Below are 26,175 nucleotides of genomic sequence, written 5' to 3'. Positions count from 1 at the left end.
CCGCTTGTTAGCGCGTCTGCCGCGGCGAAGCGACACCGGCCGTCTATTTGCCGATGAACTTGACGCCGACCGAGGCGCCGCGGCGCCACACCACCCGGCACTGGCGGCCCGTTCTTGCGTCGCGCGCGAAGGCGAGCCGGATGGTCGCCGGCAGCGCCGCCGCGTCCTGCAGGGTCAGCTTGGCGCCGGCGCTGGAAATGTCCTGAACCAGGCAATGGCGCACGGCGAACCCGCCATCCAGCGTGATCCACGCCGGCTGCTTCATCGATTTGCGGGCTTCCCGTTTCTTCGGCGCGGCCATCATCCTGCTCCTGCTCGCCCGTTGCAGTACGGCAAGGACCCTAATGGACGGTTGACCGGACCCCGAACTGCGCATGCGATTCATGGCGGCAGAACCTCGCGCCGACCGCGTCTCGGCGCAAACCGTCCGTTTCAAGATCGAAGATGGAAGGAATGCCGGCGCGGAGTGGCGCTCCCTAGCGGAATCGAACCGCTCTCTCCACCGTGAAAGGGTGGCGTCCTGACCGATAGACGAAGGGAGCAATACGCACGATGCCAGAGGGCACGAGGCCCCGGTGCCATCGCCGCTTGCACGTTTCGGTAAAACCTTCAGCAAATCAGCAGCTTGAGGCGATGATCTGCGAGGTCGGCTGAACCACCGACGGTGATTCCGTGCCGCGCGCCGAACGTATAGAGGCGTTTCGCCGGCCGGGCAAGCCACCCCGTGGCGGTGTTTCCGGTCTCTTCCCGCGTGCTCAACGGGCCGCAAACAGCGGAGCGATACCGTCCGTGTCGATGTAGACCACGCCGTCCTCGACCTTGACCGGATATTGCGCCAGCGCGCTCTCCGGCGGGTGGAGCGGCGTACCGGTGAAAGCATCCCACGTCCAATTGTGCACGGGGCAACTGAGCACGCGGCCGTCGAAGCCGGCCTCCTCCATCGGCGCCGCCGTGTGCGGGCAGACGCCCTGGAACGCTTTGAGCTCGCCATTGTCGGGCCAGGCAAGGATGACGAGCTGGGCGTCGGCGATGACGAGGCGCATGCCGCCTTCGTCGATGGTGTCGGCCTTGCAGACGCGGGTGAACATTCGCTGGCCTCATGCTCCATTGCGACCATCGCAATCGAAGGACCACGAGCAAAACTCGTTCCGCGGACCGCGCTGTGCCCGCGAGCCCGACAAGACCAAGCCCGACAAGACCGTGGCACCCTTCTTGCTGCCCTTCCCGGCATCTCTCGTCGAACGAGCCATCGTGTCGCAAAGGCGACAGACCGCTCGGCGGCGAGTTGCGGCGGAGTGCGACATGACCGACATGACCGAGCTGAGAACACGCAAGGAGCCGCTCAATCTCGCCATCGTGCATGTCGATCCCGACGCCTTCATCGCCAACCTCATGGCTTGGCTCGAGATCACCACCTTCATCAAGGCGCAGCGCGTCGGCGAGGCCGCGGTGCCTGCCGACGGCAAGACACCCGCATTGTCGGCGGCGCAATTGCAGAACGGCGGCGTCCACGAGGTCGGCAACGACGCGCTGTTCGCCTTCGCGATGACGGCGTCGCTGAAGGGCGACAAGGCCGCGGTCGACAAGGTCGAGACCGCCTTGCTCGACGGCATAGGCAAGGATTTTCCCGGCTCGTTCGCGCTGTGGCACTTCCGCGCCACGATCGATGCGCCGACCACGCTCGACGATTTCGTCGGCCAGGCCGGCAAGAAGATGCTGACAGGCGATCTGCCGCCACCGCCGCTGCGCGCCAAGGAATATTGGAGCGCCGGACTGCGCTTCTTCGAGAAGGCGCGCAAGTCGAACTTCGTCCACGAGATCATGTATCCGCTGGCGAAATGGACGCGGGCGCGCTGGACCGAGACGGCGGAGAAAGGCGTCGCCTTTCTGCATCACATCGAGGACAACGTCCCGGTGCTGCGCGAGGTGCTGGAGGAGCCGCGCAACGACCAGGCGTTCATCGCCAATGTCCTGCTGAAGCTCGCGCCTGCCGTCGATATGGAGTTGAACGAGGAATATCAGGGCTTCCTGCGCTCGCTGGCGCGGCGCAACTGACGCAAGGGTGCGGTGGTCAATTCCAGCCGACCCGCCCACGCAAAAAGGCCGGCGGGCGTTACGCCGCCGGCCTCTTGTCGCGACTGCCGGCTCCGGCCGTCCGGTTCCGTCGCATTCCTGGGGTATGCGAACAGGGTCGCGCGATCTGGTTAATGATAGGTTAACGCACGTATACCGGAATAACCACGATCATGAACTACAACCATGATCCGGGGTTTGCGTTCCGGCCATGAACCAGCGCGGGGACCATCGAGCGGCGAGATCGGACAAGACCGTCAGCTCAGTTGCAAGGCGCGCTTCGTCTCACGGCGCAGCGCCTGCTCCTGGCAGCCCGACAGCCGGACGAGTTCCTGGGGATACATGTCATAGCCATGGCTGCCAAAGGCACTCTGCTGCGCCATCGGGACCTGCGCAGGGGTTCGGGCCGCATCTGCCCCTGCCCCTGCATTCGACGAACCTCGGACCGGATCGAGCCCAGTGTTCAAAGCGGCCATAGCCAGCTCCGCGAAAGAGTGCCTGCCCCCACTGGAACTATAGTCCACCGGTCGCGGGGCGCAATTGGGCAAAACGCCATCAGCCGGCGGTGGCGCGCGCCTGCTCCGCCTCCTGTTCCCAGCGCAGGATGGTCCGCTCGAGATTGTGGAATTTCTCGGCGACGTCGCCGTCGAACAGCGGGTCCTTGCGGTCCGACATGCGGGCGTCGATATCGGCCCAATCCTCCGCCTGAAGGGCGCGCAGCGCCGCCGGAAACAGCAGGGTCTCCTCCTTGCGCAGATGCTCGCGCTGGCTGTCGATGAACTCATGCACGGCGGCGTGGAAGCTCTCGCGCAGGATCTCCTGGTCCGACAGCACCGCGTTCACGGCGTCGGCAAAGCCGCGCAGCCGCTGCGCCTCGGTCTCGTGCTCGTCGTCGACGTCGCCATAGGCTGCGGCCGCGGCAGGGTCGCGTTCGCGCAGCTTGCCGAAGATCATCTCCTCCTTGGGATGATGACAGCGCTGCGGATAGTCCTCGAAATAGGCGATGATGCTCTGCAGGATGTCGTAGTCCGGCCGCCGATTGTGATCGAACAGCTCCAATTCGTGCTCGAGCACCGAGAGAAGCTTCTCGAGATTCTCGTGCTCCTGCAGCAGCGCTTCGATGATCCTTGCCATGGCCGCCCTCGCCTGTGCGCCGGCTGGGCCTTGCCGAACCGGCATTTTCCCTGAACGTAACAGACTACGCCCGCGCGAGCGCGGGCGGCATTGCGGCAGATCAAACTGACAGACCGATGTGACAGGTCAGCGGAAACGGCTCACTCCGCGGCCAGCGCCTGCGGCGCCCGCGCAAGGCCGAGCCGGTCCCAGACGTCGACCAGCGCCTCGGCCAGGGCGTCGATCAGGCCGTCATCATGGTAAGGCGATGGCGTGATGCGCAGCCGCTCCAGGCCGCGCGGCACGGTCGGATAGTTGATCGGCTGGATGTAGATGCCGTGCTCGGACAACAGCAGGTCGGACGCCGTCTTGCACTTCTCGGGATCGCCGACATGCACCGGCACGATGTGGGTGTCGGACGGCATGACCGGCAGCCCGGAGGCGTTCAGCACGGCCTTGAGCCGCGCCGCCCGGTCCTGGTGCCGGTCACGCTCCCACTGCGAGGTCTTGAGATGGCGGATCGCGGCGGTCGCGGCGGCGCAAACCGGCGGCGGCAAGGCGGTGGTGAAGATGAAGCCCGGTGCATAGGAGCGGACGGCGTCGATCAGATTGGCATTGGCGGCGATGTAGCCGCCGAGGCAGCCGAAGGCCTTGGCGAGCGTGCCCTCGACGATGTCGATGCGGGCCATCACGCCGTCGCGCTCGGCGATGCCGCCGCCGCGCGGGCCGTACATGCCGACCGCATGGACCTCGTCGACGTATGTGAGCGCGCCATAGCGCTCGGCAAGATCGCAGATCCGGTGCAAGGGCGCGACATCCCCATCCATCGAATACAGGCTCTCGCAGACGATCAGCTTGGGACGGTCGGGATCGGCCGCCCGCAGCAGCTCTTCGAGATGGGCGAGGTCGTTGTGCCGCCAGACCTGCTTCTCGCTCCCGGCCTTGCGGACGCCCTCGATCATCGAATTGTGGTTGAGCGCGTCCGACAGCAGCAGGCAGTTCGGCAGCAGTTTTGCGATGGTCGAGATGCCGGTCTCGTTGGAGACGTAGCCCGAGGTGAACACCAGCGCGGCTTCCTTGCCGTGGAGATCGGCAAGCTCGCGCTCGAGCTCGATCAGCGGATGGTTGGTGCCGGCGATGTTGCGGGTGCCGCCAGCGCCGGTGCCCATGCGCGCGGCGACGTCGACCATGGCGCCGATCACCTTCGGATGCTGGCCCATGCCGAGATAGTCATTGGAGCACCAGATCACGACATCCTTCGGCCCCTCCGGCGAATGCCAGATCGCGCGGGGGAAGCGGCCGGCGAGGCGCTCCAGATCGGCGAAGACGCGATAGCGCCGTTCCTGGTGCAACTGGTCGAGGGCACGGTCGAAATAGCTGTCGTAGTTCATCACCTGATCCGTCCTTCCCCTGCCCGCGTCCCGAGCCTGCGTTCCGGCGCGCCCTTGGAGGCCTGTTCGGGGTCGGACCAAAGCGCAATCCGTCGCGTCCTTCGTTGATCCAGATCAGGGATCGCGCACGATGCCGGCATCCGGATGCCGCTCGCCGCGGTCCGCGACGCCCCCGGAGGCGTTCAGGCGCGCAGCGGGTTCTCCGCATCGGCAACCTCGAGCCGCAGCGGCGCACCGGTGTCGAGGAAGGCGGACAGAGCTGCCTCGTACGGCGCGGGGTCGAGACCGCGCGCGGAGAGCCATTGCGGCTCGTAATAGGTTTGGCGATAGCGCTCCCCGGAATCGCAGATCAGCGTGACCAGTGAGCCGCTCTGTCCATCCTGCCGCATCTCGGCCGCCAGCCGGCACAGCGCCAGGAAGTTGGTCCCGGTCGAGCCGCCGACCGGCCGGCGCAGCCGCCGCGTCAGGACGTTCATCGCCGCGACCGAGGCGGCATCCGGCACCTTCATCATGCGATCCACGACCCCCGGCACGAAGGATGGCTCGCAGCGCGGACGGCCGACGCCCTCGATCAGCGACGGCCGTTCGCACGTCCGGGCGCTGTCGCCGTTGCAGAAGGCGTCGAAGAAGGCCGAATGCTCGACATCGGCGACGCACAGCCGCGTCGGGTGCCGGCGGTAGCGCAGATAGCGGCCGATCGTCGCCGACGTGCCGCCGGTGCCCGCGCCCATCACGATCCATTCCGGGAGCGGACGGCGCTCGCCCTGCAACTGGTTGAAGATCGACTCGGCGATGTTGTTGTTGCCGCGCCAGTCGGTAGCGCGCTCGGCGAAGGTGAACTGGTCCATGTAATGGCCGCCGAGCCGGCTCGCGAGCGCGGCCGCCTCGGCATAGAGAAACCGGCCGTCATCGATGAGATGGCAATTGCCGCCGTAATGCGTGATCGCGGCGATCTTCTCTTCCGAGGTGGTGCGCGGCATCACCGCGTAGAACGGCACGCCGATCATCTGCGCGAAATAGGCTTCCGAGACCGCTGTCGACCCGGAGGAGGCCTCGACCACGGGCGTGCCTTCCCGGATGTGGCCGTTGCAAAGCGCATAGAGAAACAGCGATCGGGCCAGCCGATGCTTGAGGCTCCCGGTCGGGTGGGTCGATTCGTCCTTCAGGTAGATGTCGATGCCGGCGAGCGCGGGCACGATCAGCCGGATCAAGTGCGTGTCGGCGGTCCGGCACTGGTCGGCCTCGATGGCCGCCACGGCGTCGTCGACCCAGCCACGGCGATAGCGTGGACCACAGGCTCTGTCGGAAGCTGACCAAGACGGCGAATTCATCGCGGCAACCGACCATGATCCCTTTGCCGCATCAAGCCCGCCCGGCCGCCCATGCCGAGCAAGCTGGGGGCAAATGGCAGTTCGGCGCCGGCTGCCGCGCCTTGGCACCGCAACGGAGCGAAAGGGCTTCGCGTTTGCGCCAGCGAAAAACGCTCGCATCGCTTGCAACTCATGGAATGCACGCGCGAATTTCGGAAGAATTTTTGAATGACGGCGAGAATGGTCAAATATTTGCACGCTTTTGCGGCCAAGCTGGGCATCATCGAATGGCACGACCGAGTCGAGCCTGCATCACGGGCGACCCAAGCCTGCTCCGAGGGGCACCATGAGAGTTCTTTCGATTGTTCTGGTTGCGTGCGCGATCAGTCAGGCCGCTTTCGCTGAAGGTCTGGAATGCCGGCGTGTGGCCGACCCGACACCACGATTGAGCTGCGTGGAAACGCCGACGACCGCCCAGGCGCCAACCACCTCCCGCACCGACGCCTGGACCCCGGTCGAACCGCGCCAGGAGGCCCCGGTGCGCGGCGGCGATGCGACGGCGCCGAGAGCCTCCCGGCCCCGTTGAGACCAGCCGGGCGGCAGCCGACGGCGGCTGCACTCGGCCCTGCAGCGGTCCCTCCCCCAATCGAGCCCCCGGACGGGGTTCTTTCCCTTGAAGGGCGGCTCATTCTGCCGACATGTAGATCTTGCCGTGCGGCCACGGACCGATGTCAAATCCATTCTCCGCGCGGGTGGTGGAGGGTCGGTTCGGCCCCGCCGCATTGGATGATCGGAGACCATGGCTTACTTGCCATCGCAAATGAACCTTCTCGAAGCCCTCGCGACCGTGATCGGCACCGCCGCGATCGCGCCCGCGCTGCTGATCCTCTGGCTGGTGGTCGCCGCCGGTGACAATTCAGGCCCTCCGCTCAAGATCTGGACCGCCTTCCTGCTCGGGGCAGCCAGCGTGCTCCTGCTCGGCATTATCAGGACGCCGTTCCAGCATGTCGGGCTGACATTGGAGAATCCCTGGATCGCCCAGGCGGTCCGGGCCCTTTTTGGCGTCGCCTTGCCGGAAGAGCTCGCCAAGGTCGCGGTGATCGCCGCGCTGTGGTCGCGGCGCCGGCAGGTCGGCAATGCCATGGACACGGTATTCTACGGTGCCGCCGTCGGGCTCGGCTTCGCGGCTTACGAGAACTTGGCTTATCTCGTCCAGCATGCCGAGATGTGGCGCTCGCTGGCGGTGCTGCGCAGCGTGCTCACCGTGCCGTTTCATGGCGCGCTCGGCATCATTGCCGGTGCCTATCTCGCGATCGCCCGCACCAGTACGGCGCTTGGCGCCAACCGCCACAATCGCGAAGGGGCGCGGCTGTCGAGCTGGGCGCTGGTGCTGGCCGCACCCGTGATGCTGCATGCGGCCTTCGACTATCCATTGCTGTTGCTGCAGCGGGCATCGACCCTCGACACCGCCGCGCGCCTCTGGCTCGGCGGCATCAGCGTGCTGATCGGGTTCTCGTCGATCGCCCTTGCCGCGCGGCTGGTGCGCCGCGTCGCCCATCACCACACGCCGCGCACCGAGGTGGCGCGGGCAAGGCTGAGCCAGCTGCGCAGGATGTGGGCGCTGCTCCTGCTCGGCGGCGCCGCCGGCTTCGTCGGGCTCGGATTCGTGCTGACCTCCATCCGGCATTGGCTGCTCAACCCTGACCGCAATGTCGCCGCGGTTCTGGTTCCCCTCGGTCTCACCGCGATCATCGTCGGGATGGCCCTTCTGATTGTCACAACGACGATCTATGTTTTCGGTCGCAACCGGATTCGGACGACGGCATAATCCCGGCATCGCGGGGCCGGCAGAGCAACCAAATGCGCATTGCGCGCTTGTCCGGGCCGCAGGTCCTCACCATGTGCGTGGGCAGGCGGCCGCGGCGTTAAGCGCGTGAGCTTGCCCGGAGTGACGATCATGACCCTTCCCCAGGATACGATTCCGCCCGAGCTCGAGCGCATGAAGTCGCAGATGGGCGCAGCCGTGCGCGCGCATTGGAAGGCCTTCCTGATCGAGGGCATCCTGCTCGCCGTTCTCGGCCTGCTCGCGATGATCCTCACCCCGCTGGCAAGCCTCGCGGTCACGATCTTCCTCGGCTGGATGTTCCTGATCTCGGGCATCGCGGGACTCGCGCTCACCTTCTGGGCCCGCGGCATGCCCGGCTTCTGGTGGTCGCTGTTGTCGGCAGTGCTCGCCATCGTCGCCGGAGTCATCCTGGTGGCGCAGCCGGTCCAGGGGACGGTGACGCTGACGATCGTGATCGGCGTCTATTTTCTCGCAGAAGGCGTCGCCACCATCATGTATGCGCTGGAGCACCGCCGCGAGCTGTCCGGGCGCTGGTCGTGGCTGGCAATCTCGGGCGTGGTCGACATCGCGATCGCCGGCATCATCATTTCCGGTCTGCCCGGCACGGCGTTGTGGGCGATCGGTCTGCTGGTCGGCATCAACCTGCTGTTCGGCGGGCTGTCGATGATCGGCATGGCGCTCGCCGCGCGCAACGGTTGACGCCGGCTCGATTTTCGGGATGACAAGCGGCCGCGCGGCCGCTATAGGATGGGCATGATCAACGCCGCCACCAGCTTTTATTGGTACTTTAGCTACGACAGCTCGCTGGCGGCGGGAGGATCGCGCTCAATCTGACACATTGCAGCAAGATATCCGAACGAGCCGCCAGACCTGGCGGCTTTTTTATTGCCGGCAGGTGCCCACCCAAGAGACCCAGGAGCCCGCCGTGCTGAGCACCACAGACGATCTTCGTATCAAGGAAATCAAGGAATTGAGCCTGCCGGCGGAGGTGATGGGTGAAATCCCCCGCACCCTCACCGCCACCCGTGTGGTGATGGCCGCGCGCAATGCGATCCATGCCATCCTGACCGGCAGCGACGACCGCCTGCTGGTCATCGTCGGCCCCTGCTCCATCCACGATCCCGACGCGGCGATCGACTATGCCGGCCGCCTCGCCGCCTTGCGCGAGCGCCTCGCCGACCGCCTCGAAATCGTGATGCGGGTCTATTTCGAGAAGCCGCGCACGACCGTCGGCTGGAAAGGCCTGATCAACGATCCCGGCCTCGACAATTCGTTCGACATCAACAAGGGCCTGCGGCTCGCGCGCAGCGTGCTGTCCGCCGTCAACAATCTCGGCCTGCCGGCGGGATGCGAATTCCTCGACATGACGACGCCGCAGTACATCGCCGACCTCGTCGCCTGGGCCGCGATCGGCGCGCGCACCACCGAGAGCCAGATCCACCGCGAGCTGGCCTCCGGCCTGTCGTGCCCGGTCGGCTTCAAGAACGGCACCGACGGCAACATCCGTATCGCCGCTGATGCGGTCAAATCCGCGGCCCACCCGCACCATTTCATGGCGGTGACCAAGGGTGGCCGTTCGGGGATTGCGGCCACAACCGGCAACGAGGACTGCCACATCATCCTGCGCGGCGGCAGCGGCCCCAATTACGACGCCGCCCATGTCGAGCAGGCCGCGGCCGAGCTGATCAAGTCCGGACTGCCGGCGCGGCTGATGATCGACACCAGCCATGCCAATTCGAGCAAGAAGCCGGAGAACCAGCCGCTGGTCGCCGCCGACGTCGGCCGCCAGCTCGCCGCAGGCGAGCAGCGCATCATGGGCGTGATGATCGAGAGCCACCTCATCGCGGGACGCCAGGACGTCAAGCAGGGCGTGGCGCTGACCTACGGCCAGAGCATCACCGACGGCTGTATCGGCTGGGACACGACGGTGGAGGTGCTGGAGCAGCTCGCCGAAGCCGTCGCCGCCCGGCGTGCGGCGCTTCGCAACTCCCCGCGTGAGCGCTCGGCGTAACACTCACGACCGGTCAAGCGGCGCGCGTCGGGCGCGCCGCAGATCGCGCTCAGCAGCCGCGGCAGATGCCCTTGATCTTGCGATCGAGCTCGCGGTCTTCCTTGGTCGTGCCGCTCATCGAATTGTCCTCGGCCTGCTCGGCCTTCGGCAGGTCGCTGGGGCGCACCTGACGATGGCCGACCGGCGCCTGCGGCGGCATGCCGCTCTTCGATCCAGTGCCGGCGGAAGAGCCGCTGCCGCTCTGCGCCAGCGCGATGCCATCGGTGACGGCCATCAGGAGCCCCATCGCGATCGCAAATTTCTTCATGTTGCTCCTCCGTGTCAGCGGAATCGGCAGGACACTTCATCCCGCGGCGGGCGGATAGAGGTGCGCCTCACCGCAATAGTCAATCACACGATAGCGCGTTTGCGCAGCTGCCGCATGATCCTGCTCAACAGTTTCATCCGCAGTGAGGTATTGCGGCCCCACTGGCGCCTTGCCGTAGCCGCCGGGAATGTCGAGCACGTAGTCGGGCTGGCACAGGCCGGACACCCGGCCGCGTAGCGTTCGAATCAGCGCCTGCCCTTGCGCCAGCGTGGTGCGCAGATGCGCCGTGCCCGGCGCGAGGTCGCCATGGTGCAGGTAATACGGCTTGATGCGGGTCTCCACGAAGCCGCGCATCAGCGCCTCCAGGGTCGCCGCGTCATCATTGACGCCGCGCAGCAGCACCGACTGGCTGACCATGGGAATGCCGGCATCGATCAGCCGCGCGCAGGCCGCGCGCACCGGCGGACTCAATTCGCGCGGATGATTGGCATGCAGCGCGATCCAGGTCGTTGCGCCCGGCGCCTTCAGCGCGTCAACCAGCGCCGGCGTGATGCGCTGGGGATCGGCGGCCGGCAGACGGGTGTGGATACGGACGATCCGGACGTGATCGATGCCGGCGAGATCGGCCATGATCTCCTTCAGCCGCCGCGGCGACAGCATCAGCGGATCGCCGCCGGTGAGGATCACCTCCCAGATCTCGTCATGTGCGCGGATGTAGTCGAGCGCCGCGCGATAGGCCTCCTCCGACAGCGCATTGTCCTTGCCGGGCCCGACCATCTCGCGACGGAAGCAGAAGCGGCAATAGACCGCGCAGACATGCACCAGCTTGAGCAGCACCCGATCGGGATAGCGGTGCACGATGCCCGGCACCGGCGCATGCGAATCGTCGCCGATCGGATCGCCGCGCTCGCCAGGCGCGGCCTTCAGCTCATCCGTGCTGGGCACGAACTGGCGCGCGATCGGATCATTCGGATCGTCGACGTCGATCAGGTCGGCGAGATGCGTCGTCACCGCCACGGCATAGCGCTGCGCCACGCGCGCCAGCGCCGGCTGGTCCGCCGCGTCAGCCAAGCCGTGCGCGACGAGATCCTCGGCGCTGCGCAACGTGGTCGGACGTTCGATCCTGTTCATCGCTCACCTGCCGGCGGCGTCCACACCACCTGGTCGACCCTGGTGGCGCCTGCCGCCAGCATCACCAGGCGGTCGAAGCCGAGCGCCACGCCGCTGGCCTGCGGCATCGCTCCGACGGCAGCGAGGAAGTCCTCGTCGAGCGGATAGCGCTCGCCATAGCGGCGCTCCTTCTCGGCCATCTCCTGCTCGAAGCGGCGGCGCTGCTCGGCGGCGTCGGTGAGCTCGCCGAAGCCGTTGGCGAGCTCGACGCCGCAGGCGTAGACCTCGAACCGCTCGGCGACGCGGGGGTCGGCCGCCACCCGCGCCAGCGCGGCCTCCGGCGCCGGATATTCATGGAGCACCGTGAGCCGACCCTGCCCGAGATGCGGCTCGACATGCTCGACCAGCACCTTGCTGAACAGGTCCGACCAGGTGTCGTCGTCGCTGATCCGGATCTTGCCGGCGGCGGCCTGGGCCAGCGCCCCACGGTCGCCCGCACCGTCGCGGATGGTCGCGAGCAGGTCGACCCCGGCATGGCGCGCGAACGCGCCGGCAACCGTCAGCAGCTCTGGCTCGGCGAAGGGATCAGCGGTGCGGCCACGGAAGGCGAACCGCCGGATTCCGGTCGCCTGAGCCGCATGGGCGATCACCACGACCGTGTCGGCCATGATCGCGTCGTAGGGCACCTCCGCCCGATACCATTCCAGCATGGTGAATTCCGGCAGATGCAGGTCGCCGCGCTCGCGGTCGCGGAACACGCGGGCGAACTCGAAGATCCGCCGCTCCCCGGCCGCCAGCAGCTTCTTGCAGGCGAATTCCGGCGAGGTTCGAAAATACCGCCGGTGCCGGGTTCCGTCCGGCGCCGTCAGGTCGGTGTGCGGTGCGTGCAGATGGGTCTCGTTGCCCGGCGACACCTGCAGGATGCCGGTCTCGACCTCGGTAAACCCCTGCTCGTCGAACCAGGCCCGCAACGCCCTGGTGATGGCGGTCCGGGCGAGCAGGAACGGCCTGACATCGGCGTGCCGCTGCGGCGACCACCACGGCGAAGGCGCGGGCTCCCGGGACATCAGGAGGTCGCCCGTTCGGGCCGCAAAAGACTGGCAACCCCGGACAAAATCAGTATGTTGCCGCCCGAAACCGCATTCCGCGTCGCGTGGCGCCCCGGCTTTGTCCGGCGCCCCCTTTTCAGTGTCAGGAAAACAGCTTTGAAAGTCATCGCCAGCTCTATTCGCAAGGGTAACGTCATTGAGCAAGATGGAAAGCTCTATGTCGTCGTGACCGCCGAGAACATCCATCCCGGCAAGGGCACTCCGGTCAGCCAGATCGAAATGCGCCGAATCAGCGACGGCGTGAAGATCTCGGAGCGCTTCAAGACCACCGACCAGGTCGAGAAGGCGACGATCGAGGAGCGCAACTTCACGTACCTCTACGAGGATGCGGACGGCTTCCACTTCATGAACCCGGAGACCTACGACCAGGTCCAGGTGCCGAAGGACGTGGTCGGCAACCAGGCCGCCTATCTCCAGGAGAACATGACGGTCAAGCTGTCGATGCACGACGTGGTCCCGGTGGCGATCACGCTGCCGCAGCGCGTCACGCTCGAGGTCGTCGAGACCGAGCCGGTCACCAAGGGCCAGACCGCGTCGTCGTCCTACAAGCCGGCGGTGCTCTCCAACGGCGTTCGCACCGGCGTGCCGGCGCACATCACGGTCGGCACCCGCATCGTCGTCATGACCGAGGACGGCTCCTACTGCGAGCGCGCCAAGGACTGAGGCATCTCGAGGATCTGACGCCGGGGGGCGCGGGGGGATTTGGGGGCACGGGTCATCACACTCATCGCCGCCCTGGCGGCGATCATCACGCTGGCCGCGCCGTCCACGACGCGCGCGGCCGATGACTTTGCTCCGCCCGCCCTCACCATCAACCGCGCCGACTGGCGCGCGGCGCTGGAGCAGCTCCGCTCCGAACTCAACGCGGCGCCCGAGGTCGCTGCCGACTTCGCTCTGTCCGCGCACCGGAGCAGCGTTTCGGCCGGCGATGCGCGGCGCAGGCCCGCGCTGATCCAGCTCAACGGCGTGACCTCGACCATCTTCACGGGGATCGGACGCAGTCCGGTCCCCGTTTTGCTGCCGTTCGACGCCGCGTCCTATCTCGCTGCGCGCCGCAGCGCCGCCATCGCGGCGCGCGATCTGCCGCGCTATCAGGCCGACTTCCAGACCGACCTGTTCGATGCCGGCCCGTCCGGCTACGACGCCGTGTTCTCGCTGCCGCCGGAGACGGCCTCCGGCCTGCCGCCGCGCGTCTTCGCCAAGCCGGTCGAGATCCAGATCACCGGCTCGCTCCTCACCTACGATGTCGCCGATCCCGCCGGCGGCAAGGGCGAAGGCGTCAAGGCGCTGTCAGCGCAATATCCCGATCTGCGCCGCTTCATCCGCGAGGGCTATGTCCGCTACGCCTTCACGCGCTTCGGCGTGCCCTACGTGGTCTCGATCCAGTGCCTGGACAGCGCGCCGCGGCCGCGCCGGCTCGCCTGCCGCGAGGCCTATCCCATCGCCGAACGCTTTCTCAAGGCGCTGCGCATCGCCGGCGGACAGCCGTCGCGAATCCCGCCGGAGATCGCGCCGCTCGCCGCCGAGCGCCCGCTCACGCTGGATGCCGATTTCACCTATCGGCCTGTCGGCGACATCGTCGCCAACAGCGGCGGACGCGGCCGGAGCGGGCGGGCCGACCGCACCGTCTATTCGCAGATCCGCTATCCGCTGGATGCGCCGGCCTATGTGCATTCGCAGTCGTTCGGCCGCCGGCGCGCGAGCGACAAATTCGACCAGCCATGGAGCCAGTATCCCTGGCGCGACAATTTCTGCGAGGCGCGCAGCTTCAACGTCGGGCAGTGCGCCAGCGGCTTCGGCCATCAGGGCCAGGATCTCAGGCCGGGCGCCTGCCCGGTGCGCCGCGACGGCGCGGACGGCTGCAACCCGTGGCGGCAGCGCGTGCTCGCCGTGCGCGACGGCGTCGTGATCCGCTCGACCCGGCAGCAGGCGGTGACGGTGCAGGTCAACAGCGGCACCGAGCACATCCGCTTCCGCTACATGCACATGAATCCCGCGGCGATGGATGCCGACGGCCTGCTCAACGGCCGCAGCCTTCGCGAGGGCGAGCCGATCGGCGTGGTCTCGAACTATCTCGACCATCCCAACGGCACCACGCGCCATCTGCATTTCGACGTCCAGTTATTCACGCGCGACGGCTGGATCTGGGTCAATCCCTACGTGACGCTGATCACAGCCTATGAGCGCCTGATCGGCGGCCGCGGCCGCGAGGTCGGGCTGGAGGAGATCGCCGCGTCGCCGCCGTCGACGACCGGCGCACTCGGATCGTCACCGCTCGGACCAGCGGCCGACGCCGCCGCAGGGCGCGACCGGAACTGATCGCCGGCGGGCCCGGAACCGAGACCCACCGCTCCGGGTTGTCTGGTCAGGAGGATCGCAGATGATGACAGCCAACCCGCATCGCAGAGCCGGACCCGCGCTCGTTTCAACCGCGATTGCGCTGCTCTGCGTGGGCGCGCTGACGATGCTGGTGCGCGACCGCTGGCATCCGCCGGAAATCAAGTCCGCCGAGGCGGCACGGCATTCGATGACCGGCCAGGTCGCCCGCGCCGCCGGCGCGCGCGTGATGCCGACCGACCCCAGCCTCGCGGTCGAGCCGAAGCCGGAAGGTCCCCAGCGGGCGCAGCCGGCGAATCCGTTTTGAGCGCAGCCCCCTTGCTGATCAGTTCGAGCTGACTGCAAGCGGCATGTGTCTCTTGCAACTCCAAGGAGACGGCCAAGGAGCAAGAAGTCATGCCGACCACTTGTCCTCTTCGCGGCGGTGCTCCTCGGCGTTGAGACGATCCGCAATCTCTTGCGCCATCGCCTCGTTCTTCGTCGTTGCGATCGGCTTGCCGTCCTGGCGCTGCACGCGCTCCTTGTCGGCTTCCAGCGGAAAATCCTCCGGCTTGAGCGGTTCGTCCGTCCCGGTCATGCGCGCCTCCTCTGCCTCCCGCGTATAACCCGCCGGGCCGTGCTGCGGTTCCGGACAACTCACGAGGCCGCCCGCACCGGCCGCTCCGCCGGCGTCCAGCGGAAGGCGACGCCATAGCGATTCCAGAGATTGATCACGCCGATCGCCGACGTCAGGAACACCAGCTCCGTTTCCGAGAATTCGGCCCGGGCCTGAGCATAGACCTCGTCGCTGACGCCGCCCTGCAGCGTGGTCAGCGCCTCGGTGAACGCCAGCGCCGCGCGCTCGCGGGCCGAGAATTGCGGCGCCTCGCGCCACACCACGACGAGATTGATCTTGTCGGCGGACACGCCGAGCTTCTCGGCCAGCAGCACATGATGCTGCACGCAGAATGCGCAGCCGTTGATCTGCGACGCCCTGATCTTGACGAGTTCGAGCAACTGCTTGTCGAGGCCGGCCTTCGCCGCCTGCTGACTCATCGCAAGGATGGCATCGTAAAGCTCCGGCGCCTGGCTCCGGAATGCGGTGTACTCGCTTCGCGCATGTGACATGGGCCTGTTTCTCGTGTTATCAGATGTCTGACAACTTATCAGGGCTCTGATGATATGCGCAAGGCACCGGAATTGACGACCGCGCGAGCGCCGCGAAAGGCCGGCCCCGCGCGTCGGCCCAGGAGTCAAACCCAGACTCGACCCAGGACGGCGGCCCGCCCGCCATCGCCCGGCGAGGGCAAGCGCGGCGAGGACGGCTACCTTGCCTATCTGCTGCGCCAGGCGCAGGCCGCGGCGCGGTTGTCGCTCGACCGCGCGCTCATCGCGACCGGGCTGACGCATCCGCAATTCGTGGTGCTGACGATGCTGAAGGCCTATCCCGGGCAGTCCGGCGCCGACCTCGCCCGCGTCGCGCTGCTGACGCCGCAGACCGTCAACGTGATCATCGGCAATCTCGAACGCGACGGCGCCATCGAGCGGACGCCGCATCCCGTCCACGGTCGGATGCTGCGATGGAGCCTGACGCGCCGCGGGCTGGCGCTGCTGGCCAAGGCGCGCCGGCAGGCCACCATCATCGAGCGCAGGCTGGCCCGCGGCTTGAAACGGAGCGAGCTCGCGACCATCCGCCGCTGGCTGGCGCACGTCGCCGCCGACCTCCACGGCGCCTAGCGGGTTCCCGCCGCTCCCAAGGCTTTGCCGCGCCCCGCCCTGACCGGGTAGACTGGCGCCATGACCCAGCCCGATTCCATGACCCGCCGCGCCTTGCTCCGCTCCGGCTTTGGCGCTGCCGCGCTGCTCGTCCCCGCGCTGCCAGCGGCGGCTGCCCCAGCCGAATTCGAGACCTGGCGCGACGGCTTTCGCGCCCGCGCGCTTGCCAAGGGCATCTCGCAGGCCACCTGGACCCGCGTCATGGCACGGCTCGAGCCCGACATGACCGTGTTCAAGGAGATGCGCAACCAGCCGGAGTTCAAGGAGCAGCTCTGGCAATACATCAACCGTCGCGTCTCCGACTGGCGCGTCATCAACGGCAAGATCGCGCTGCAGAAGAACGAGGCGCTGTTCGCGCGCATCGAGAAGGATTTCGGCGTCGAGCGCGGCACGCTTCTCGCGCTGTGGGGCGTCGAGTCCGCGTTCGGCGATCCCCTGGTGCAGCAGAACCACATGCGCCCGGTGTTTCCGGCGCTCGCCGCGCTCGCCTGGAACGAGCCGCGGCGCAAGGCCTATTGGGAGACCGAGCTCACCAATGCGCTGAAGATCGTCGACCGCGGCTGGAGCACGTCGGAGGAGATGCGCGGCTCCTGGGCCGGCGCCATGGGTCACACGCAATGGATGCCCGAGGTCTGGCTCAATGTCGGCTTCGACTATGATGGCGACGGCAAGATCAACCCGTTCGGCCGGCCCGACGACGCGCTCGGCTCGACCGCGCGCTATCTCGTCAACCGCGGCAAATATCACCGCGGCGAGCACTGGGGCTACGAGGTGCGCGCGCCCGGCAACATGTCTGGCAGTCGCAGCTATGCGGCGTGGCAGGCGGCCGGCGTCACCCGCGCCGACGGCCAGCCGTTCCCGCAGCCCAATGCGTCAGCGCAGCTCTGGATCCCGGTCGCAGGCGGCCCCGCCTTCCTGCTCGGCCCGAACTTCTACTCGGTGAAATCCTACAATCCGGCCATGAGCTACGCGCTCGCGATCTGCCATCTCGGCGACCGCATCCTGGGGGCACCGCCGTTCCTGCAGCCCTTCCCCGGCTCCGAGCGCGCGCTGACCTTGGCCGAGGTGCAGGAGATGCAGAAGCGCCTGACCGCAGCCGGCTTCGACACCGGCGGCACCGACGGCCGCGTCGGCAACGACACCATGAAAGCGATCCGCGACTTCCAGGCCAAGGCCGGCCTCCAGCCGGCCGACGGCTATGGCGGGCTCAAGGTGCTGGCGAAGCTGCGGCAAGGCGGCTGACGGCCGTCCGCGCGGGTCGGATCGCGCATACGTGCTTACCGCTCGCCGCACGAATTCATCGGGATCAGGAACCTATCGACCGGAGTGAGCAATGACGATGATCGTGGCCGAGCGCACCTACCGGAATGTGGCGACAGGCAACGATGTCGCCGCGCGGGTGTTCGCGCCCGAACGGGTCGACGACTTCGAGTGGCGCTGCAGGATTGCCATCGAGGGGCTGGAGAGCCCCGTCGACAAGTGGATCAGCGGTGTCGACTCGTTTCAGTCGCTGTGTCTGGGGCTGAAACTCCTCTGCAGGCTGCTTACGGAGGACGAGGGGAGCCTCGCCTTCCTCAATGGAGACCCCGGTGACGTCGACGTCCCGCTGATCGCAGACTGCTGCTTTCCGCAAACGCGGACCGAGGCTTTGCGCTTCATCACCGAGCGCGACCGCGAGCTGCTCGACGCCCTGCCTGGTCCGATCCCGTCGGTGCCGCCGGAAAATGTACCCGAGACGAAATTGACCGAGGTCGTCGCCGAGCGTGTGCTGCGCGATGTGACGACGGACACCGCCGTCGTCGCCAGACTGTCCGCGCCCAGACGGGCCGGACCGAGATCCTGGTACTGTGACATTGAAATTCGCGGCTTGGGCAACCCGTTCGAAATGGCCATCTCCGGCGTGGATTCGTTCCAGGCCTTGTATCTGGGCCTTTACCGGACCTGCGTCCATCTGGAGAAGCACGAGCATCACCTGGCCGATGCCGTGGACGGCGCACCGGCGGGAGACGCCAATCTTCCCTTCATCTCGTTCTGTCCGCCCGAGGCGAAGCAAGAGGTCCATCGCGACATGCACGACAAGCTCACGACGGAGGCCCGGCCGTAGCGACGGCGCGGAGTACGACGACCACTGGTCATTGTTCGCGATGACGGAGGGCTGAGGGCCTCCTCGATTGCGGCCACGGTCACACCTTGGCCGCCCACACGCCGGCTAGACTTCGGTGCCCTAGCTCTGGGCGGCGAATACGAATTGCGGGGATTGTTTGTAGGTTCCGTGAACTACACCATGGGAACTCAAACTTCATAGGACAGTCGTATTGTCCAACTGGACACAATTTACCCATTCTTTTGATCTGATTTCGAGCATCTGACGGCATGTTTATCAGTATGCGTGTGTACATCAACTAACAACGGAGCGACGCCATGCGTGTCGCGTTGATCCTCATCGTCATGGCAACCATGACGTCTCCATCGCAAGCGTCTCCTTCGTGTATGAACAAGAGCGAGGCGCGTCATCACTTCGGTTCGGTGCATATTTACTGGCATGGCTCAAACCACTGTTGGGACGCCACACCAATGACGAGGCGCCGCCACATAGCGAGAGTTGAACGCCAAACTGCCGAGCGCAAGCTGCAGAAGGAGCAGCCGCCGCATTGGCGCGACGCGCGATCGGAAATGTTGGCCGCCGCCCGGCCGTTTGAGCCGAGCACTGAATCAGACGACCCGCCCGAGACGACGATGACCAGATCCAACTGGTCAGCGCGGTGGATCGATGTCGCGCAAGTTGGTCCAGTGTCTCTACCCCAGAGCCTCCCCGCCTCCATACCCGCAGCGTCAAATTCCAAACATCAGGCCGACTCCGGCGCGGAGTCTTATGGCGTCGCCCTGATCGTTGTAGGCTCAATGTTGCTGCTTATCGTTGTCGTCGGATTCATGTTCCGACCTGGCGATACGCGCATAGGAGTGATGTTCGCGGCCGTGCACCGCCGAATGTACTCTTGAGTTCGTGGCCGCTCGCAAGTTCTCTCCGACCACGACACGCTGCCACCGACTGGATCACGATTTGGCCGTCGCCTCGCGGTGGCCGGACCTCGACGCCCGCGCCTTGGGCTGCGACGCGCTCGCCGCCTTCACGCGGATGCGCACCGAGCCGCCGCCCTTGGACTGTTCCTCGATCTCGAAGCCGCCCGTCTTGCGCACGAGGTCGCTGAGCTTGCGGCAGCCATAGGTGCGCGGATCGAAGTCGGAGACCAGGTTGGAGAGCTGCTTGCCGACCTCGCCGAGCGCGACCCAGCCGTCCTCGCTCTCCATCTGCGTGATGACCTTCTTGATCATCGGCGTCGCCGCGCTGATCGGCAGCAGCGACTTCGGCGCCGCAGCGCTGTCCGCGTCCTTGCTGCTCGCCGCGTCGCTGCGCAAATTCTCCGTGTAGATGAACCTGCGGCAGGCCTGCCGAAAGCTCTCCGGCGTCTTCTGCTCGCCGAAGCCGAACACGTCGATGCCCTGCTCGCGGATGCGCGCCGCCAGCCGGGTGAAGTCGCTGTCGGACGACACCAGGCAGAAGCCGTCGAAGCGTCCGCTATGCAACAGGTCCATCGCATCGATCACCAGCGTGATGTCGGAGGCGTTCTTGCCGGTCGTGTAGGCGAACTGCTGCTGCGGCACGATCGCGTGGCGCGCCAGCGTATCGGCCCACGGCCTCGAGCGCGGGCTGGAGAAGTCGCCATAGATCCGGCGCACGCTCGCCTCGCCGATCTTGGCGATCTCCTCGAACAGCCCGTCGACGATCTTGGCGGAGGCATTGTCGGCGTCGATCAGGACGGCCAGACGCGGCGAGCGGGGTTCGGACGGCATCAGATGGTCCTTGAGTAGGCCTTGGTCTCATTCCTTATACGCGGGCCGACGTCCATTCGAATGATTTTCTTGAGGCGAATGACGCGACTCGCGATGCGCGACAGGGCGCGGCCACGCGAGGCGCGGCGTGCAGAGGCCACAGAGATATGCGCTGCTGCGCCCCCCACCATTCGTATACGAACAAATTCCGGGTTCCCGGCCTGTTCTGGCGATCGTTTTCACCTTCCCTTAATTTGGGTCGCACAACGATGCGCCCACCCAACGATGGGATCTGCGGCAGATGATCAAGGAAGGCACTTATTCGGCCTGGTTCAGGACCCCCAAAGGCCAGGGAACCGGGATCGTCGAGCTGGTGGGCGGCAAGGTGTGCGGCGGCGACACCGTGCTGAGCTATGCCGGAAGCTACGAGGCCCATGGCGATCGTTTCACCGCCATCATCAAGACGAAGCGCCATGCCCCGGGACAGCCGTCGTTGTTCGGCCCGGACGAGCTGACGCTCAGCCTCGAAGGATGCTGCAGAGGCACGCCCGTCACGTGCACCGGTTATGCCGCGGAAGCACCCGACGTGCCGTTCGAGGCGTTGCTGCTGTTCTCGGCGTCCGACGACGCCCCATCTCCGCCCGCGCCCCGGCCGACGGCAAAATTCAGTCCCGATCATCTGCCGAAGCCGTCCTGGCGCTAGCATCCGACGCGATTGACGTCATCCTTTCCCCTGGGAACCGAACGCCTACGCGGTCGCCAGCGGCAGCTTGCGTTCGGCCACGATCCGCACCGGCGGAAACACGACGCAATCAATCGCATCGGAGGTTGATCGCCAGGGCCATCGACGTCCTGCTCAAGGAACCGACGCGCTGATCTTGCCGACGAGATCGAGGAAGCGCTGCGTTCGGACGCCTGTCCGATTCACGGCCAGATCGACCAGCTCGACGACCACCAGGTGCTTCGAGGGAACGACCACGATCTGCTGTCCGCCGTAGCCGGAGGCAAAATAGCCGCTGATGCCGGATCGGACGCTGCTGAAGGTCCACCAGAGATAGCCGTAACCCCGTCCGGGCTGCTCGGTGTCCGAGAGACGGCTGGTCGATTCCGTCACCCATGTCGGCGGGATCAGTTGAGCCCCATTCCAGCGTCCGCCGTTCAGGAACAGCAGGCCAAACCTCGCCAGGTCTCGCGCGCTCATCCGAAACACATAGGCCGGATGCGACGAGGAGGCTTCCTTCACGTACACGCCGTCTGCGGCGGAGAAATCCTCCATCCCGATCGGCCGGCCGATCCGTCTGTCGAAGCTTGCGAACACGTCGTCGACGGACTGCCGATAGATCGTGCCGAGCGCGTTGAAATCCCAGTTGTTGTAGTACCAGAAACTGCCCGGCGGATGGCTCTCGCGCGCCGGCCGCCTCTGCTTCATCTGCCCCGTCTCATAGGACGCGAGATGATAGACCCCGGAGCGCGCCATCAGTAGCTGACGCACCGTCGCGGTCTGCTCGGCCGGCGAAAGCCCCGGCGGAACGTCGTCGATCTCGAGCGCGGCAAGCGTGCTGTCGAGGTTGATCCGGCCGGCTTCGACGGCGATGCCATACAACGCGCTGAGCAGACTCTTGCGCACGGACCGGACATTGACCTTCGCACCGAGATCGCCGAACGAGGCAACAATGTCGTCGTCCCTCACGACCATGATCGCTGTCGGCTTCTGTTCGACCGCAAACTCCTGCACCTCGCGTGCGATCGGTGCAGACCAGGGCGTCTCGTCCGGGCTTGCCGTCCGCCAATGCAGTCCCGGCTCGGCCTGAGCCCAGGACCAACCCATCGCAAGGATTGCCAGCACGGCAAGCGGACGTCGCATTGGCACGTTCATTCCCGTCTCGACAAAACCGATGTCGAGAATGCTAGAGCAAGACCGACGGACGGTACAGAGGTCACCGGCCATCGATGTCTCTGTCTGCATGGCCGCGGATCTCCACCGCTCGATGACGCAACATGCCCCGTTGCAATTTTTTTATTTTCACCCGCAGCATCAGCCAGATGGCCGCCGCAGCCAGCCCCGCCCTCAAACTTTCCGCTTGCTTTTGTTCCGAAAATCGGAAATAACATCCGCATCCCGTCCTCATGAGAGGGACGTTTCGCGATCGTCATGAACGTGGAGGGCGGGATGCGGTGGCCGCGATCGTGTTGCAGCGTGCTCGATGTACGCGGACGAACGGCAGGTTGCGGACGTGAAATCGCGTGGTCCTGGCGCCCCGATGCTGGCGCCAAGCTCTTGGGAGATGATGATCCCGGGGGCGACGGTGGCTAACAAGCCGGACACCGGGGAGATCGCGTACAAGCGTTAAGACCTCCGCGCAGGGAATGCCGGTTGAAACGGCTTTGCCTGTGGTGACTGCCGCCTGCTTTTTGTTTGCAGGCGGGCCATGGGTGAGGCCTTCACCCGGCATTCCCTGCGCCCTCTTTCATCGGGAGGGTCCTTGACGATGCATCACTCGGGCGCGATGGCGCGGCGGGATGTGAAATCATGCGCGCATTATGGGAAGCGCGACGGCCGTCATACTCCGATGTCGTCCCGGCCTCCGCGCCGGGACCCATACCTACCGGGAGCAGTTCGAGGCACGATCGAGGTGGGCATCTCGTTCTCACAACAACGGCTGCGGCATATGGGTCAGGATCGGCGCTTCGACGACGCACGCAGCTTGTCCGGGACGACTCGTCGATGTTGCTCTACCTGATCATCGCCGGCCCATGGTCCGGCACGGCGACATCGAGCACGCGCAGTTGCACGCGCTCGACACCCTGGTAGCGGTCGACGGTGAGGGTGCCGGCGACGTGCAGGATCTGGCCGCGATGCTGAACCAGGGCGTTGCCGAGCTTCTGGCCCACGCTGCGGAATGCGATCGCATTCACGGCGGCGCCGTCGCCGGATTTGAAGCGCAGCTTGAGATGCGCCTGCCCGACCTCGTCGGCGTAAACCAGCTGATGCGACGGCAGCGCCACGATGGGCTCGGGATTGCCGCTGCCGAAGGGACCGGCGCGATTGAGCGTCGCGACCAGCTCGGGTGTCGCGGCGCGCGCGCTGATGGCGCCGTCGATCAGGATCTCGTTGACGTGACGTGCGTCGGCGACGTCGGCGGCGAGCGCGCTTTCGAGAAAGGCGCGAAACTCGGCCAACCGCTCCTTGCGCAAGGTGACGCCGGCGGCCATCGCGTGCCCGCCGCCCTTCATCAGGATGCCCTGCTCCACGGCGTGGCGGACGGCCTTGCCAAGATCGACGCCCGGAATCGAGCGGCCCGACCCGGTGCCGATGCCGCCCGGCTCGAGCGCGATCGCAAACGCCGGCCGGGCAAACTTTTCCTTGAGCCTGGATGCGACCAGCCCGACCACGCCGGGATGCCAGCCTTCGGATGCGGTCACGATGACGGCGCCCTTGTCCTCCAGCCCGAGCGAGGCCAGCGCCTCCGCTTCGGCCTGCGCTTCGGCCTGCTGCTCGATGATCCGGCGCTCGCTGTTGAGCCGATCGAGCTCGGCGGCGATGCGCGCGGCTTCGGAGATATCGCTTTCCAGGAGCAGGCGCACGCCGAGATCGGCGCGGCCGATGCGCCCGCCGGCATTGATGCGCGGTCCCAGCATGAAGCCGAGATGCCAGGCTTCGGGCGGACCGTTGAGCCGGGCGACATCCATCAGCGCGGTGTGCCCGACATGGTCGCGCCGGCGCATCGCGATCAGGCCCTTGGCGACGAAGGCGCGGTTGAGCGCGATCAGCGGCGCGACGTCGGCGACGGTGCCGAGCGCGACGTGATGCAGCATGCTGAGCAGATCCGGCTCCGGGCGCGTGCTGCTCCAGAAGCCGCGGCCGCGCAGCTCGCGATTGACCGCAACCAGCGTGACCAGCGTCAGCCCGACCGCGGCGAGATAGCCGAGGCCGGAAAGATCATCCGGCCGGTTCGGATTGACCAGCGCCTCGACCTCCGGCAGCTCCTCGCCGCATTGATGGTGATCGATCACCACCACGGACATGCCGAGCCGCCGCGCCTCCGCCAGCGGCTCGAGGCTGGTGGTGCCGCAGTCGACCGTCACGAGCAGCGTCGCGCCCTTGCCGGCGAGCGCCCGGATGGCGTCGACGTTCGGGCCGTAGCCTTCGAAGATGCGGTCGGGAATGTGGATCAGCGGATCGAGCCCGCAATGGCGCAGATGCCAGGCGAGCAGCGCCGCCGAGGTCGCGCCGTCGACATCGTAGTCGCCGAAGATCGCGACCTTCTCGCCCTTGACCGCGGCGTCGGCAATGCGCTGCGCCGCCGCCTCCATCTGCGTCACCGTGAACGGATCCGGCATCAGCTTGCGGATGGTCGGATCGAGGAAGTCGTTGACCGCATCGATCTCGACGTCACGCCCGGCGAGCACGCGCGCCAGCATCTCGGGCAACTGATAGCGCTGCACCATCGCAAGCGCGCGCGCCGCGCCGCGCGCATCCAGCCGGTCGCGCCACAATTTGTTGGTCAGCGACAGCCGCACGCCCAGGAACGCCTGCGGGGCGCTCAGGGGCAGTGCAAGGGCGGATGGTGCCATGATGCGCGGGGCCTCGCTTGCAGCGCAGCGATTCGAAATGGACGCAGTCGAATCTACAGCAACTGGCCTGCCTCAGCAGGTTCCATCCATGAAACCCACCAGAATCGTCCCAGAACTTGGCGGAACTCACAGGAAATCAGGGAAATGCCGCCATATACGGCTGGTTGCCTAAAATTAGAGCTGCGTTCGATGGAGTGCATTAAACAGCCATTAGGCGAACTCCGTAACATTTCAATCAATTATTACGTCCGATTTGTCCGCCCTCTTCGTGCCGACCAGGAGGCGCGGCAACATGGAGTTCATTGCCGATGCTGACCGCGCCCGAGTTGAAGACGCAGCCCTCCGCCGCTCCGGCACAAACGACTCCCAAGGATGACGAGACCGACGTCTCGGCGCTGATCGCGCGGCTCACCGGCGAGGTCAATCAGATCGCCTGCGAGAAGACCAAATCGATCCAACAGATCACCAACCAGATGAAGATGCTGGCGCTGAACGCGCTGATCGAGAGCTCGCGGGTGGGCGCGCAAGGCGCAGGCTTCGCCGTGGTGGCCCAGGAGGTGCGCGCCGTCGGCCAACTCGTCGAGACCATCGCGCGCGAGCTGGAGGGCCAGCTCACGACGCGCACCGGCAATCTGAAGAGCTCGATCGAGCGCATGACCGAACGCGCCCGCGGCGAGCGCATGGTCGATCTGGCGCTGAACGCGATCGAACTGATCGACCGCAATCTCTATGAGCGGACCTGCGACGTCCGCTGGTGGGCGACCGACTCCGCCGTGGTCGATTGCGCCGCCGCGCCCGATACCGCCCGCGTCACGCACGTCTCCGAACGGCTCGCGGTGATTCTCTCCGCCTACACCGTCTATCTCGATCTGTGGCTGTGCGATCCGAGCGGCAAGGTGATCGCCAACGGCCGCGCCGACCGCTTCAACGTCGTCGGCCAGAGCGTGGCCGACACCAAATGGTTTCGCGAGGCGCGGGGCTTGCGCTCGGGCGACGACTACGTCGCCGGCGACGTCGAGTGCCAGCCGCTGCTCGGCAACGCCCAGGTCGCGACCTATTGCGCCTCGGTGCGCGAGGACGGCAAGGCGCATGGCAAGCCGCTCGGCGTGCTCGCCATTCATTTCGACTGGGAGGCTCAGGCGCGCGCGATCGTCCAGGGCGTCCGTGTCAGCGAAAGCGACAAGGCCCGCGTGCTGCTGGTGGATTCGAATCTGCGCGTCATCGCGTCCTCGGACGGCCAGGGCATTCTCAGCGAGCGGGTGTCGCTGAAGCTCGATGGCAAACGCAGCGGCTTCTATCAGGACATCTCCGGGCGCATGGTCGCGTTCCACGCTACGCCCGGCTACGAGACCTACAAGGGTCTCGGCTGGTACGGCGTGATCGTGTCGGGTGCGTGAGGCAGGAGGA

At 66.4% G+C, this 26,175-nt stretch carries 27 protein-coding genes and 1 tRNA gene; 13 read left to right on the top strand and 15 right to left on the bottom strand.

All coding sequences use genetic code 11. The features are described from left to right. Window positions 1-43: 43 nt before the first annotated feature. The 3 genes from ACQR0W_RS12430 to ACQR0W_RS12420 form a co-directional block, all read right to left on the bottom strand. A complete protein-coding gene (locus ACQR0W_RS12430) occupies window positions 44-301 on the bottom strand; it encodes a PilZ domain-containing protein (protein WP_315826902.1) in 258 nt (85 codons plus the stop codon). Window positions 302-467: 166 nt separating this feature from the next. Further along, window positions 468-542: transfer RNA gene (locus tag ACQR0W_RS12425), tRNA-Glu, on the bottom strand. 213 nt (window positions 543-755) lie between these two features. After that, complete coding sequence (locus ACQR0W_RS12420) at window positions 756-1,088, bottom strand: Rieske 2Fe-2S domain-containing protein (RefSeq protein ID WP_315712080.1); 333 nt, start codon at window positions 1,086-1,088, stop codon at window positions 756-758. A gap of 214 nt (window positions 1,089-1,302) precedes the next feature. On the opposite strand from ACQR0W_RS12420, the gene ACQR0W_RS12415 reads away from it, so the two are divergent. Beyond that, the gene (locus ACQR0W_RS12415) at window positions 1,303-2,055 is read left to right on the top strand and encodes a hypothetical protein (RefSeq protein ID WP_316164794.1); all 753 of its coding nucleotides are present in this window, start codon (window positions 1,303-1,305) and stop codon (window positions 2,053-2,055) included. A 275-nt stretch (window positions 2,056-2,330) separates the two neighbouring features. On the opposite strand, the gene ACQR0W_RS12410 is transcribed toward ACQR0W_RS12415, so the two are convergent. The 4 genes from ACQR0W_RS12410 to ACQR0W_RS12395 form a co-directional block, all read right to left on the bottom strand. Next, window positions 2,331-2,549 (bottom strand): hypothetical protein, encoded by a 219-nt coding sequence (locus ACQR0W_RS12410; protein WP_315751642.1) that lies wholly within the window; start codon window positions 2,547-2,549, stop codon window positions 2,331-2,333. Between the two features lie 79 nt (window positions 2,550-2,628). Then, entirely contained in the window at window positions 2,629-3,207 is a 579-nt protein-coding gene (locus tag ACQR0W_RS12405; protein ID WP_315712084.1) for a hemerythrin domain-containing protein, read from the bottom strand. Between the two features lie 140 nt (window positions 3,208-3,347). After that, window positions 3,348-4,577: a 5-aminolevulinate synthase gene (hemA, locus tag ACQR0W_RS12400; protein WP_434840683.1), complete on the bottom strand. Its 1,230-nt coding sequence runs from the start codon at window positions 4,575-4,577 to the stop codon at window positions 3,348-3,350. Between the two features lie 182 nt (window positions 4,578-4,759). After that, a complete protein-coding gene (locus tag ACQR0W_RS12395; protein WP_315712086.1) occupies window positions 4,760-5,908 on the bottom strand; it encodes a PLP-dependent cysteine synthase family protein in 1,149 nt (382 codons plus the stop codon). A gap of 778 nt (window positions 5,909-6,686) precedes the next feature. Between ACQR0W_RS12395 and ACQR0W_RS12390 the strand changes: the two genes are divergently transcribed. From ACQR0W_RS12390 to ACQR0W_RS12380, 3 genes are all read left to right on the top strand, one after another. After that, entirely contained in the window at window positions 6,687-7,715 is a 1,029-nt protein-coding gene (locus ACQR0W_RS12390) for a PrsW family intramembrane metalloprotease (protein ID WP_315712088.1), read from the top strand. Window positions 7,716-7,844: 129 nt separating this feature from the next. Beyond that, window positions 7,845-8,432, top strand: a complete 588-nt coding sequence (locus tag ACQR0W_RS12385; RefSeq protein ID WP_315712090.1) for an HdeD family acid-resistance protein — start codon at window positions 7,845-7,847, stop codon at window positions 8,430-8,432. A gap of 226 nt (window positions 8,433-8,658) precedes the next feature. Beyond that, window positions 8,659-9,744, top strand: a complete 1,086-nt coding sequence (locus tag ACQR0W_RS12380; protein ID WP_315712091.1) for a 3-deoxy-7-phosphoheptulonate synthase — start codon at window positions 8,659-8,661, stop codon at window positions 9,742-9,744. 49 nt (window positions 9,745-9,793) lie between these two features. Here the strand turns inward: ACQR0W_RS12380 and ACQR0W_RS12375 are convergent, their stop codons facing one another. The 3 genes from ACQR0W_RS12375 to epmA are packed head-to-tail and all read right to left on the bottom strand — an operon-like array spanning window position 9,794 to window position 12,228. Then, on the bottom strand, window positions 9,794-10,051 hold the full coding sequence (locus tag ACQR0W_RS12375) for a hypothetical protein (RefSeq protein WP_315712092.1): 258 nt from the start codon (window positions 10,049-10,051) through the stop codon (window positions 9,794-9,796). Between the two features lie 36 nt (window positions 10,052-10,087). Next, window positions 10,088-11,182, bottom strand: coding sequence for a lysine-2,3-aminomutase-like protein (locus ACQR0W_RS12370; protein WP_434840682.1), 1,095 nt, complete (start codon window positions 11,180-11,182; stop codon window positions 10,088-10,090). Continuing rightward, window positions 11,179-12,228: an EF-P lysine aminoacylase EpmA gene (gene epmA, locus ACQR0W_RS12365; RefSeq protein ID WP_434840681.1), complete on the bottom strand. Its 1,050-nt coding sequence runs from the start codon at window positions 12,226-12,228 to the stop codon at window positions 11,179-11,181. Before epmA ends, ACQR0W_RS12370 begins: the two co-directional genes overlap by 4 nt. A gap of 138 nt (window positions 12,229-12,366) precedes the next feature. Here epmA and efp point away from each other — a divergent pair, with 138 nt between their 5' ends. The 3 genes from efp to ACQR0W_RS12350 all read left to right on the top strand — a co-directional run bounded on the left by efp (window position 12,367) and on the right by ACQR0W_RS12350 (window position 14,914). Further along, a complete protein-coding gene (gene efp / locus ACQR0W_RS12360; RefSeq protein ID WP_315712097.1) occupies window positions 12,367-12,933 on the top strand; it encodes an elongation factor P in 567 nt (188 codons plus the stop codon). A 39-nt stretch (window positions 12,934-12,972) separates the two neighbouring features. Beyond that, window positions 12,973-14,589: a M23 family peptidase gene (locus ACQR0W_RS12355; protein WP_316170490.1), complete on the top strand. Its 1,617-nt coding sequence runs from the start codon at window positions 12,973-12,975 to the stop codon at window positions 14,587-14,589. 61 nt (window positions 14,590-14,650) lie between these two features. Next, a complete protein-coding gene (locus ACQR0W_RS12350; RefSeq protein WP_315712100.1) occupies window positions 14,651-14,914 on the top strand; it encodes a hypothetical protein in 264 nt (87 codons plus the stop codon). Between the two features lie 87 nt (window positions 14,915-15,001). On the opposite strand, the gene ACQR0W_RS12345 is transcribed toward ACQR0W_RS12350, so the two are convergent. Both ACQR0W_RS12345 and ACQR0W_RS12340 read right to left on the bottom strand, forming a co-directional pair. Then, a complete protein-coding gene (locus tag ACQR0W_RS12345) occupies window positions 15,002-15,184 on the bottom strand; it encodes a hypothetical protein (protein WP_315712101.1) in 183 nt (60 codons plus the stop codon). Between the two features lie 59 nt (window positions 15,185-15,243). After that, entirely contained in the window at window positions 15,244-15,714 is a 471-nt protein-coding gene (locus ACQR0W_RS12340) for a carboxymuconolactone decarboxylase family protein (RefSeq protein WP_316170489.1), read from the bottom strand. Window positions 15,715-15,768: 54 nt separating this feature from the next. Between ACQR0W_RS12340 and ACQR0W_RS12335 the strand changes: the two genes are divergently transcribed. From ACQR0W_RS12335 to ACQR0W_RS12320, 4 genes are all read left to right on the top strand, one after another. Next, window positions 15,769-16,323 carry a MarR family winged helix-turn-helix transcriptional regulator gene (locus tag ACQR0W_RS12335; RefSeq protein WP_316170488.1) on the top strand — a complete coding sequence of 185 codons (555 nt, stop codon included), beginning with the start codon at window positions 15,769-15,771 and terminating at the stop codon, window positions 16,321-16,323. Window positions 16,324-16,383: 60 nt separating this feature from the next. Then, window positions 16,384-17,604 carry a lytic murein transglycosylase gene (locus ACQR0W_RS12330; protein ID WP_316170487.1) on the top strand — a complete coding sequence of 407 codons (1,221 nt, stop codon included), beginning with the start codon at window positions 16,384-16,386 and terminating at the stop codon, window positions 17,602-17,604. A 91-nt stretch (window positions 17,605-17,695) separates the two neighbouring features. Further along, window positions 17,696-18,466: a DUF6968 family protein gene (locus ACQR0W_RS12325; protein ID WP_316170486.1), complete on the top strand. Its 771-nt coding sequence runs from the start codon at window positions 17,696-17,698 to the stop codon at window positions 18,464-18,466. A gap of 317 nt (window positions 18,467-18,783) precedes the next feature. Further along, window positions 18,784-19,362 carry a hypothetical protein gene (locus ACQR0W_RS12320; protein ID WP_316170485.1) on the top strand — a complete coding sequence of 193 codons (579 nt, stop codon included), beginning with the start codon at window positions 18,784-18,786 and terminating at the stop codon, window positions 19,360-19,362. 54 nt (window positions 19,363-19,416) lie between these two features. On the opposite strand, the gene ACQR0W_RS12315 is transcribed toward ACQR0W_RS12320, so the two are convergent. Beyond that, window positions 19,417-20,214: an NYN domain-containing protein gene (locus ACQR0W_RS12315; protein ID WP_315751654.1), complete on the bottom strand. Its 798-nt coding sequence runs from the start codon at window positions 20,212-20,214 to the stop codon at window positions 19,417-19,419. Window positions 20,215-20,494: 280 nt separating this feature from the next. Here ACQR0W_RS12315 and ACQR0W_RS12310 point away from each other — a divergent pair, with 280 nt between their 5' ends. Then, window positions 20,495-20,896, top strand: a complete 402-nt coding sequence (locus tag ACQR0W_RS12310; RefSeq protein WP_315751655.1) for a hypothetical protein — start codon at window positions 20,495-20,497, stop codon at window positions 20,894-20,896. A 153-nt stretch (window positions 20,897-21,049) separates the two neighbouring features. On the opposite strand, the gene ACQR0W_RS12305 is transcribed toward ACQR0W_RS12310, so the two are convergent. Then, on the bottom strand, window positions 21,050-22,057 hold the full coding sequence (locus ACQR0W_RS12305; protein WP_315712112.1) for a serine hydrolase domain-containing protein: 1,008 nt from the start codon (window positions 22,055-22,057) through the stop codon (window positions 21,050-21,052). Between the two features lie 869 nt (window positions 22,058-22,926). Continuing rightward, the gene (gene recJ, locus ACQR0W_RS12300; RefSeq protein WP_315826890.1) at window positions 22,927-24,768 is read right to left on the bottom strand and encodes a single-stranded-DNA-specific exonuclease RecJ; all 1,842 of its coding nucleotides are present in this window, start codon (window positions 24,766-24,768) and stop codon (window positions 22,927-22,929) included. 308 nt (window positions 24,769-25,076) lie between these two features. Here recJ and ACQR0W_RS12295 point away from each other — a divergent pair, with 308 nt between their 5' ends. Further along, window positions 25,077-26,165, top strand: a complete 1,089-nt coding sequence (locus tag ACQR0W_RS12295; protein ID WP_316170484.1) for a methyl-accepting chemotaxis protein — start codon at window positions 25,077-25,079, stop codon at window positions 26,163-26,165. Window positions 26,166-26,175 lie beyond the last annotated feature (10 nt).

Source organism: Bradyrhizobium sp. HKCCYLRH1034, from assembly GCF_051168375.1.
In the GTDB taxonomy this organism is placed as follows: domain Bacteria; phylum Pseudomonadota; class Alphaproteobacteria; order Rhizobiales; family Xanthobacteraceae; genus Bradyrhizobium.
This window is presented reverse-complemented; position numbering and strand designations above follow the sequence as displayed.